This is a genomic window from Bacteriovorax sp. DB6_IX, assembly GCF_000447775.1.
Taxonomy (GTDB): domain Bacteria; phylum Bdellovibrionota; class Bacteriovoracia; order Bacteriovoracales; family Bacteriovoracaceae; genus Halobacteriovorax_A.
Map to the genome: position 1 here is coordinate 1 of NZ_AUNJ01000486.1, position 9,263 is coordinate 9,263.

Genomic DNA, 9,263 nt, shown 5'->3' on the forward strand with positions numbered 1-9,263 from the left:
CAAAGATTGAAGGACGTCTTGAAAAAGATCTAAGAAGAATTGAGTCTGAAAGTTATAAGAAGGCTCAGTTAATTAAAGGTCGTGCTGATGCAAAAGCATCAGCTATTTATGCAAAGGTTTTTTCGAAAGATCCAAAGTTCTATGAGTTCATGAAATCTATGGAAGCTTACGGTAAATCTATTAAAGAAGACACTAAGTTCATCCTTTCTTCGGATAATGAATTTTTAAAGTACCTAAGGTAACCAGATGATTGACTATGTAATTGGTGAAAACCCAGATGATAGAGTTCTAGCAAAAGCTTCTGAGATAATTAAGGCCGGTGGTCTTGTTTGTTTACCAACTGACACAAGTTGGGTCGTTATTGCAGATCCATTTCACAAAAAGGGTGTTGAGAAGATTTATCGCTTGAAGAAAGTTGATAGACTTAAGCATTTTTCTTTACTGTGTGATTCCATCTCTAGAGCTAGTGAAGTTGCAGTTATTGATGATTCTGTTTTTAGAATTATTAAGAAGAAGATTCCTGGACACTTCACATTCATTTTTGAGGCGACAAAGAAAATCACGAGAGCTGTTCAAGCAAATAAGAATGATCATCAAGTTGGATTGAGGTTTGTACCTTCAACACTTGTTGAGAAGTTTCTTGAGGCCCATGGTGACGTTGTTATCTCGACGAATTTAACAGGTGATATGGTTGGTTTAGGTGAAGATGACGCCATTTACAGCTATCAAATAGAAGAAGCACTTTCAGCTCAGTTGGGGATGATTGTAGACCCAGGTGATTATGATTTCGTGGGGTTAAGTACGATTGTGGATTTTACATCGGGAGCCCCTGAAATTATTAGAGAAGGTGTTGGAGTACTTTAAAAAAGACTCTGTGCATGATATGAACTCTGCATGAGTTTCATTACTTTTCCAAAATTATTAAATAAGAGTGAGGAGATTTTTTCTCCTCACATTCTTAAAAGAGCGAGATGGGGTCTGGTCTTTCTTATGGCCTTAGTACTGATGCTCTTTGTAGAAACTCACGCAATTTCATTCCGCCAATTTTCCCTTTCAATAATTATCCTTATCGTTGTTATATTGCTGAATAACCTGCAAGAGGCGAAGAAAGAATTGACGATTGAAATTTTGGACAGTTATTGATCGACGTTTCATTTCTATCCTCAATTATTTACCTAAATGGTGGTAGTCGTAATCCATTTACATTCTTACTAATTTTAAGTCCTTTTGTGGCTCCTTTGTTCCTAGGCATTAAAAAGAGTTTTGCTCTTTTAATTTTGTCCTTAGGATCTCTCTATTTACAGAAGTTTTCATACTTTCAGTTTTGGCATACTAGTGATTTCTTAGAAGTTGATTTTTCTAGCACGGCCATTGTCATGGTTGCTCTGTGGTTCTTTATGAGCTGGTTGGCCTATATTTTGAATAGATATCGAAATGATATGGAAGAACTAGCGAGAAGGGATTTAAGGGTCTCTAGATTACAAGCAATTGGTTCGCTTACGAGTGGATTCTGTCATGAACTTGGAACTCCTATGGGAAGTATGAGACTGGCGGTAGATAGAATTAAGTCGGGTCGAGGAAAAGACTTTGATTATCAAGTTTTAGACGAGTCTTTAAGAAAATGCGAGATGGCCCTGCAGTCAATGGTGAGGCAATCACATAATGAGCATAAAATGGATTTTGAGGAAGTGCCATTAGAAGAGGTGCTACAAGATGTTGCATCTACATTGGCCAGCGAATCAATTAATATAGACTTAACGTGGTCAAATTTAGAAAAAGTTATACTAGAGGGATCGCGTATCTCTTTCTTTAGACTTTTTTACGACCTAGTTCATAATAGTGCAGAGGCAAGCGCCACGAAGGTGAAGATCTCTTTTCGAAATATGGGGGAGAACTTAGTCTTTGAAGTTAAAGATAATGGTCCTGGTTTTCCAGCTTCAGTTATTGAAAACTTTGGTTCACCGTTTAACTCAACAAAGAGTGATGGAATGGGGATCGGTCTTTATAATGCTTTAACTTATGTTGATTTACTTGGAGGCTTCATGAAGATACACAATGATAATGGGGCCGTAATAGAAATGAGTTTTAGGAATATTTCATGAAACTTTTAATTGTCGAAGATGATTATAATTATGCGCGAATGCTTCAAATCGAATTTGAGGAAGCTGGTGATGACGTTAAGGTACTTAATGATCCAGAATTAGTTCTCGAAGAAACAGAAGAGTATGGGCATATTATCCTTGATTTAAGAGTTGAAACTAAGTCATCTATTAATTATGTCGCAGATATTCGAAAGAAGTATCCTGAGGCCAAGATTTTTATTTTGACGGGGTTTGGCAGCATTTCTACTACTGTTGAGGCAATTAAACTTGGTGCTGATGACTATTTAACTAAACCTATTAGTTTTGATGTTCTTAGAGCTGCACTCTTGGGAGAGAAGGAGAAAGTCACCGAGGTCATTTCAGAAGAAGGACTTTCACTTGATAGAAATGAAAGAGAATATATTGAATTTGTCCTTCAAAAGTGTGGGGGGAATATCACTAAGGCCGCGAAAACACTTGGTATTCACCGTCAAAGTCTACAAAGAAAGTTGAAGAAGTATACGCCTAAGTCGTAGGCCGCAACAATTTGCTGCTTTGACCACTCTGGTCAAAAATCATAAAAAGCAGCTATGAAAATCATTCTAGCATTCCTATTGTTGAGCCTAAATATACATGCCTCAGTGATCAGCTGGCAGCAGTTAAGTGGGCATGATTTAATTTCTAATAAAGAAATAACTATCAAGTCTAAGAAGAAAGTCGGAGTCTTCTATTTTCTCAGTGCAACCTGTCCTTGCTCAAAAGGAACATTTGAATATTTGAATGATCTTCAAAAGAAGTATCCTGATTTCCAATTCATGGGTTTTCATTCAAATAAAATGGTATCAAGAGGCGTTGCTCAAAACTATTTCTCTAAGTATGAGATAGAGTTTCCAATATTCTTCGATAAGAAATTAAATTTTGCCAATAAATTCAATGCTCTTAAAACACCACATGTCTTTGTCCTAGATGAAAAGGGTGAAATCCTTTATCACGGTGGTGTGACGAACTCACGTTTTTTTAAGAATGCGAAGAAGTTCTACCTGGAGGAAGCATTGAAAGAAATTGATCAAGGCAAGAAGCCAAGTAAGCAGTTCGCAAGAGCGCTTGGTTGCTACATTGAAAGATAAATTAACGACATTATAGATAGAGAGGTTTCTATGAAAAAGCTTTTAGTATTATTAACAACTTTAGTTAGTGTAAATATTCTTGCACACTGTCCACTATATTTTTCAGCGGAAGATCTTTGTGCTGATTTAGAATGGACTAATGGGCCTGCATATAATGTTGAATCAGGTTTTGAAGTTTCTTTTTGGAGAAATGGTGACCACAACCATGAATTAGTTTCACCTGAAGCTGAAGTCTCATTTAGACCTTGGATGATCATGTCCAATGGACATAGTCACGGTGGACCGGCGATGACTTGGCAGGAAGTTGAAGCGGGACTGTTTGAAATCAATGATGCCAGATTTATTGGTGGAATGATGGGGTACTGGCAAGTGCTTATCAAAGTTGGTGATGAAGAGTTAGCAGTAAAAGTTGAGATTGAATAACTTGGAGTAGAAATGAGTACTGTGACAGGAATACACAAAATCCTTTTTACGATAATGGTGTTGATGAGTCTTGCTTCATGTGGAGACTCACCATTTCTAAGTGATGATGAACCTTCCAATAGTATTCGTGGAACAGATACCATTTCTACTCAAACAAATGAATTGATATTAGGGGGATTACAACTCATCCCACGTTATAGTGCAACTGTTGCACTCTATGAGAATAATTCTATAAATATAATTTTTCTCAATAGCGTTGGTGAGTTGACTGACCCTGAGTATTCTCTTCATTTAAAATTATGGATGCCCGATCATGGTCATGGATCATTTCCTATTGAAATAACTAAAGTTCAAGATGGTGTCTATAAGGCAGACAAAATTTTCTTTACTATGCCTGGGTATTGGGACCTTCATCTTCAACTTAAGGATGGTGAGAGTGTCGTAGAAGAGGTCTTGTGGCCAATTACATTATAGCGATATTCACAATACTTTTTAGCTCGATTTCTTTTGCAGCATCTTGTTGCGGAGGTGGAGCTGGTTCGTCTTCTATTATTACTTCTGATGATAGAATGAAACTTCAATTTAATTATAAGAATAGTGCCTACCTCTATGATGTTGATACAGATGGAGATGTGACGAAGAGAAGCCCTGAAAATAGTGAGGTTCTTGAGAGTTTTAAAGTATCAACAGCTTACCAGTTTGATAATTACTTTCAAGTTGCTATAGGGGCTAGTGTTTCAAAGGTTACGAAGAAAACAAGTCGTGTGAGAGAAAGTGAAACTAATATAGCGGATATTAATATCACGGTTGGTTACGAGTTTCTTAAGGAGCAATACTTCTCATATTGGAAGCCTCGTGGTTTTGTTTATGTTACTCAGGTTCTCCCAACAGGAAACTCAAAGTATGAGACTAAAAGTCGTCTTCAGACAGACGTTACAGGAAGCGGCTTTCACCAAACTCGATTAGGGGTAATGTTTTTTAAGTTGATAAAAGAGTTTGATTTTACCTTGGATTCTAACCTGACATATTACTTTAAGGAGAGGTTTTCAAGTGAAGAGGTTTATCGATATCCTACTATCGAGAGTTCTCTAAGTTTTGGATATAGTCCTTCAATGGGTGATCTGAGAATTGGAGGTGGTGCCGCATTTAAATATGATGGTCATAGTGAGCTCATATTTAATAATGGGACAAGACAAGACTCCGAAGGTATATTCGTGACGACATTGAACCTCAGCCTGTCTTATATGCTTAATGATATTTCTTATGGTGTAACTTATGCTGATCAGACTATTTTGAGCGGTAGTAAGAATACCTCTCTTGAGCGCTCTCTGAGCATAAATCTTGCGAAGGCCTTTCCTTTATAGTGTCTAAACTTTATACGGCCCTTGTAAATACTTCGTTCTAAAACACCTAACTTCTCTTTTTCTCTATACTTAAATCTATTATAAGGATAGAGAATGAAGAAACTACTGACCACATTGGCCTTAATGACTAGCTTTTCAGTCGCAGCGACTGGAAATTCAAGTAACTTTTTAGAAATCGGTATCACTGATTGGAACTATAAGAAGCAGGTGGATAAGAATGCTGTGGCAGGAGTCTTAAATTTTACAGATGTAAGAATGTCGCGTTCTGATATGGCCTTTAATCTCTCTAATAAGGATGAAATTTTTAATGCAAATATGACCTATACGGATGGAGTCATGGGCTTTAAGGCCAAGTATATGAACTTCAACTTTGATATGGGTAAAGAGAATGGTTTCAACGATGTCGTAGAAATGGGGACTAAGAAATCTCTCGCGATTATCAATCCAGGTTTCTTTTCTTTTGGTGGAAAGAACTTTTCTATAAAAATGGATGACCTTAGAACACAATTAAATAACTTCTATATTTTTTGTACAGCAAATGATCCTGATCTGGACATGGCCTCTGCCGATGGTATCGAGAGGGGTTGTATGACCGAATTCTTTGTCAGCCCTGAAAAGGCAGAAGCACCTATGACAATGAATATTCAATTAGACTATGAAGATGGAGATAAAATGGATTTTACAGCTCAGCTAGGTGAGCTAGATCTGCTTGGTGCCTCTGTCTTTAGATTGAATGCACTTAACTCTACGATGACAATGGCGCCGTATTTTATGGAGACATCAAATATCTCGGCGACTTGTATGAAAGACGAGGATCAACTTACCTTTGATAGTGAGATTATTAAGAAGCAGTGTGAAAACTCTGTCAGTCTTGAGGTACCGAAAATTGTTTTAAGAAATAAGAAAGACGAAACTAAGTTCTATATCAATATGAAGAATCTTGAAGTGGCCAACGGAAATCTCTATTTCCAAGCACCAGTGATTCAATTCGTTGATAGAGAGAGTTCTGTAACGACGAAGGATTTAACGGTTAAGTGTCAAAAGTCGGAAGACTCAGTTCTCTATGATCTTCATTCTGTTATTAAGGAATGTATTGAGTCAGGAAGAATTAATATTAAGAGTTTAATTTCAAGAGATGAAGAAAATTTATGGTTTAGATATGAAGATATTATGACTAAAGGTTTTGATCCACTGGCACATATTAGTGACAAGGAGAAGACTGCTAAGCGTATCTCATTTCAACTAGATCAGGGAAAGGCCCTAATAAAAGCATCAGCTTATAAGAAGATTTTAGGTAAGTATGCAAGATTTGATGTGTACATCAAAGGGAGCGTTGACCATCGTCCAGCTAAGGATCAGATTGTCTTAAATGTAGACGAAATCAAGGTTCCAATTGGCTGGTTTAAGATCAAATGGAAGAAATTCCTATTAGGGATAATGAAAAAGGCCCTGGTAGGTGAAAATATTCAGTTTAATGGTGATAGAATAACAATACAACTCTAAGGAGTATGACATGAAAGTATTAAAACTTATTGTCTTGGCATTATTAATGGTGCCGGCACTAGGAGCTGAGATCAACTGTACTGATTCGATTGGACAGTACTCTATTTCGGTATCATCAAATAATGATGTAGAACTCATTACACCAGATGGAAGTGCGACAGCAAGACTAACAGTAAGAACAGGAAGCTATATGTCCGGTGTTGCTTCAGGAGCAAAAGTAAAATCTTTTACGCTTGATACTGAGGCCGGGATTTTAAGAGTTTTCACACCGAGACCAAAGACGGTAGAGGTTGAATGTTCTGGAAAGTAATGATTATTCTTTAAAGAGAAGTTTAATCATTCGATTGGCCGAAGCAAATGGAGTTGCTTGGTTTTTTTCAATCTCTTTCTCTGATTCTCTCCATTGAGCCTGAAGCTCAGGATTGTTTTCCACACGACTCTTGATAAACTCGAAAAATAAATTATTCAACCATTTCTTATTTTGACCGACTCTCTTTTTATCTAAGAATCCATTGTCTTTAGATTGATCAATATATTCATTCACGATATTCCAGTAGTTTTCAAGGCCACTTGATTCGAGGGCAGAGATAAGTTCTACTTTTGTATTCCAATGGTCATCACTGTGCATGATGTGAAGAGCACTAAGGTATTCTCTTTGAGTCGTTTGTGCACGATTGAGATTTTCTCCCTCTGACTTATTAATTAAGATACAATCAGAAATTTCAATAATACCTTTTTTAATACCTTGAAGCTCATCTCCTCCTCCTGGAAGTAGAAGAACTGTAAAGAAGTCCACCATGTCGGCGACTTCAAATTCTGACTGACCGACACCAACTGTTTCAATGAGAATCACATCAAAGCCTGCGGCTTCACAAAGAAGCATGGCCTCTCTTGTCTTTTGAGCTACACCACCGAGGGTTCCAGAACTAGGAGTTGGTCTAATAAAGGCATTGTCTAATTGAGAGAGTTTTTCCATTCTTGTCTTATCACCAAGAATACTTCCACCACTTAAAGGGGAGCTTGGATCAATTGCGAGAACAGCGACTTTGTGACCTTTATTTATGAGGTAGACTCCAAGTGATTCGATAAAAGTTGATTTACCAACACCTGGAGTTCCAGAAATACCGATTCGAATAGATTTACCTGTGTCAGGGAGAATTGACTCAATTAACTTTTGGGCCTGCTCTTGGTGTTCTGGCTTCTTACTCTCTGAAAGAGTAATGGCCTTAGAAAGAGTTCTCATTTTTCCTGAACGTAGGCTATCTAAATCGATATTCATTACTTGATTGCCTCTCTAATGTTTTTAATAACATCTCTTGCTGCATCAGGGATTGGTGTCCCTGGCCCATAAATTCCTTTAACACCGGCATTGTAGAGGAAGTCGTAATCTTGTTTTGGAATAACTCCTCCTGCGACAATGATAATATCGTCAGCATCGAGTTTTTTAAGTTCCGCCATAAGGTCTGGGATAAGAGTTTTATGTCCTGCTGCAAGTGAAGAAACACCAATGACGTGAACATCGTTTTCTACCGCTTGTTTTGCAACTTCAGCCGGCGTAGAAAAAAGTGGAGCCAGGTCAACGTCAAATCCAACGTCAGCATAAGCTGTTGCAACAACTTTAGCCCCTCTGTCATGTCCATCTTGTCCCATCTTTGCGATTAGGATTCTTGGACGACGACCATTTTCTTTTTCAAATTCTTTGATGTCATTCATGATGCTCATCCAATCCTCGTCTTTTTCAAATGCTTTTCCATATACACCAGATACTGTCTTTGTATTAGCGTTATATCTTCCCCAGTGTTGTTCTAGGGCATATGTAATTTCACCAACAGTACATCTTGCTCTTGTGGCCTTAACAGCTAGATCAAGAGCATTTCCTTTTCCTGTCTTGGCATAGATTGAAAGATCTTCCATGCACTTTCTAACTTGCTCTTCATCTCTTTCATTACGAATTTTTTCAAGGTTCTTAATTTGTGAATCAAGAACGGCCATATTATCAATTTCAAGAACGTCGATTTCATCTTCAACTTGAGGTTTATATTTGTTAACACCAACGATAACATCTTCACCTCTGTCAATTCTAGCTTGCTTAGCTGCTGCGGCCTCTTCGATTTTTAGTTTCGGAAGACCAGACTCGATGGCCTTTGCCATTCCACCAGCTTGTTCGATTTCTTTGATCATTTCTCTGGCTTTCTCAGCAATTTCTTGTGTGAGAGATTCCATCATATATGATCCACCCCAAGGATCGACTGTATTTGTAATTCCAGTTTCCTCTTGAAGAATGATTTGAGTGTTTCTCGCGATTCTTGCACTGAATTCAGTTGGAAGGGCAATCGCCTCATCAAAAGAATTCGTGTGTAGTGATTGTGTTCCACCAAAGACTGCGGCCATGGCCTCAATCGTTGTTCTAATAACGTTGTTGTAAGGATCTTGCTCAGTCAGTGACCAACCAGAAGTCTGGCAGTGTGTTCTTAGCATTTTAGATTTAATATTTTGTGGATTGTATTTCGAAACAATTTCTGACCATAGAAGTCTTGCAGCTCTAAGTTTTGCAATTTCCATGTAGAAGTTCATTCCAATTCCAAAGAAGAATGAAAGTCTTGGTGCGAATTGATCAATTTCCATTCCTGCTTGAATTGCTGTTTCAATATATTCTTTTCCATCCGCAAGAGTGTAGGCTAACTCAAGAGCTGCATCCGCTCCAGCTTCTTGGATGTGGTAACCTGAAATTGAAATTGAGTTGAACTTTGGCATATGCTTCGAAG

Annotated in this window: 11 protein-coding genes and 1 pseudogene; 10 read left to right on the forward strand and 2 right to left on the reverse strand. The window is 37.8% G+C overall.

Annotation, left to right across the window (positions count from 1 at the left end; all coding sequences use genetic code 11):
• The 10 genes and pseudogenes from M901_RS15210 to M901_RS15260 form a co-directional block, all read left to right on the forward strand.
• A pseudogene (locus tag M901_RS15210) lies at positions 1 to 242 on the forward strand (protease modulator HflC); the annotation flags it as partial.
• 4 nt (positions 243 to 246) lie between these two features.
• The gene (locus M901_RS15215; RefSeq protein ID WP_021279109.1) at positions 247 to 864 is read left to right on the forward strand and encodes an L-threonylcarbamoyladenylate synthase; all 618 of its coding nucleotides are present in this window, start codon (positions 247 to 249) and stop codon (positions 862 to 864) included.
• Positions 865 to 1,277: 413 nt separating this feature from the next.
• Positions 1,278 to 2,102 carry a HAMP domain-containing sensor histidine kinase gene (locus tag M901_RS15225; protein ID WP_198295418.1) on the forward strand — a complete coding sequence of 275 codons (825 nt, stop codon included), beginning with the start codon at positions 1,278 to 1,280 and terminating at the stop codon, positions 2,100 to 2,102.
• Positions 2,099 to 2,617, forward strand: coding sequence for a response regulator transcription factor (locus M901_RS15230; RefSeq protein WP_021279100.1), 519 nt, complete (start codon positions 2,099 to 2,101; stop codon positions 2,615 to 2,617). Before M901_RS15225 ends, M901_RS15230 begins: the two co-directional genes overlap by 4 nt.
• Positions 2,618 to 2,671: 54 nt before the next feature.
• On the forward strand, positions 2,672 to 3,208 hold the full coding sequence (locus tag M901_RS15235) for a redoxin family protein (protein WP_021279108.1): 537 nt from the start codon (positions 2,672 to 2,674) through the stop codon (positions 3,206 to 3,208).
• A gap of 30 nt (positions 3,209 to 3,238) precedes the next feature.
• Positions 3,239 to 3,631: a hypothetical protein gene (locus tag M901_RS15240; protein WP_021279111.1), complete on the forward strand. Its 393-nt coding sequence runs from the start codon at positions 3,239 to 3,241 to the stop codon at positions 3,629 to 3,631.
• 12 nt (positions 3,632 to 3,643) lie between these two features.
• Positions 3,644 to 4,105, forward strand: coding sequence for a FixH family protein (locus M901_RS15245; protein WP_081653487.1), 462 nt, complete (start codon positions 3,644 to 3,646; stop codon positions 4,103 to 4,105).
• Positions 4,087 to 4,995: a hypothetical protein gene (locus M901_RS15250; RefSeq protein ID WP_021279101.1), complete on the forward strand. Its 909-nt coding sequence runs from the start codon at positions 4,087 to 4,089 to the stop codon at positions 4,993 to 4,995. The genes M901_RS15245 and M901_RS15250 overlap by 19 nt, the downstream gene beginning before the upstream one ends.
• Before the next feature lie 93 nt (positions 4,996 to 5,088).
• Entirely contained in the window at positions 5,089 to 6,498 is a 1,410-nt protein-coding gene (locus tag M901_RS15255) for a hypothetical protein (protein WP_021279104.1), read from the forward strand.
• Between the two features lie 10 nt (positions 6,499 to 6,508).
• On the forward strand, positions 6,509 to 6,808 hold the full coding sequence (locus tag M901_RS15260) for a hypothetical protein (protein ID WP_021279107.1): 300 nt from the start codon (positions 6,509 to 6,511) through the stop codon (positions 6,806 to 6,808).
• 3 nt (positions 6,809 to 6,811) lie between these two features.
• Here M901_RS15260 and meaB read toward each other — a convergent pair whose 3' ends face one another.
• The gene (meaB, locus tag M901_RS15265) at positions 6,812 to 7,777 is read right to left on the reverse strand and encodes a methylmalonyl Co-A mutase-associated GTPase MeaB (RefSeq protein ID WP_021279110.1); all 966 of its coding nucleotides are present in this window, start codon (positions 7,775 to 7,777) and stop codon (positions 6,812 to 6,814) included.
• On the reverse strand, positions 7,777 to 9,263 hold a 1,487-nt coding region (locus M901_RS15270; RefSeq protein WP_034722600.1), incomplete at its 5' end, for a methylmalonyl-CoA mutase family protein. The genes M901_RS15270 and meaB, both read right to left, overlap by 1 nt.

Excerpts from the sequence above, each read along its gene's own strand:
- M901_RS15260 (WP_021279107.1), top strand. The coding sequence starts at position 6,509 with ATGAAAGTATTAAAACTTATTGTCTTGGCATTATTAATGGTGCCGGCA.
- M901_RS15245 (WP_081653487.1), top strand. The coding sequence starts at position 3,644 with ATGAGTACTGTGACAGGAATACACAAAATCCTTTTTACGATAATGGTG.
- M901_RS15215 (WP_021279109.1), top strand. The coding sequence starts at position 247 with ATGATTGACTATGTAATTGGTGAAAACCCAGATGATAGAGTTCTAGCA.
- M901_RS15230 (WP_021279100.1), top strand. The coding sequence starts at position 2,099 with ATGAAACTTTTAATTGTCGAAGATGATTATAATTATGCGCGAATGCTT.
- M901_RS15240 (WP_021279111.1), top strand. The coding sequence starts at position 3,239 with ATGAAAAAGCTTTTAGTATTATTAACAACTTTAGTTAGTGTAAATATT.
- M901_RS15235 (WP_021279108.1), top strand. The coding sequence starts at position 2,672 with ATGAAAATCATTCTAGCATTCCTATTGTTGAGCCTAAATATACATGCC.
- meaB (WP_021279110.1), bottom strand. The coding sequence starts at position 7,777 with ATGAATATCGATTTAGATAGCCTACGTTCAGGAAAAATGAGAACTCTT.
- M901_RS15255 (WP_021279104.1), top strand. The coding sequence starts at position 5,089 with ATGAAGAAACTACTGACCACATTGGCCTTAATGACTAGCTTTTCAGTC.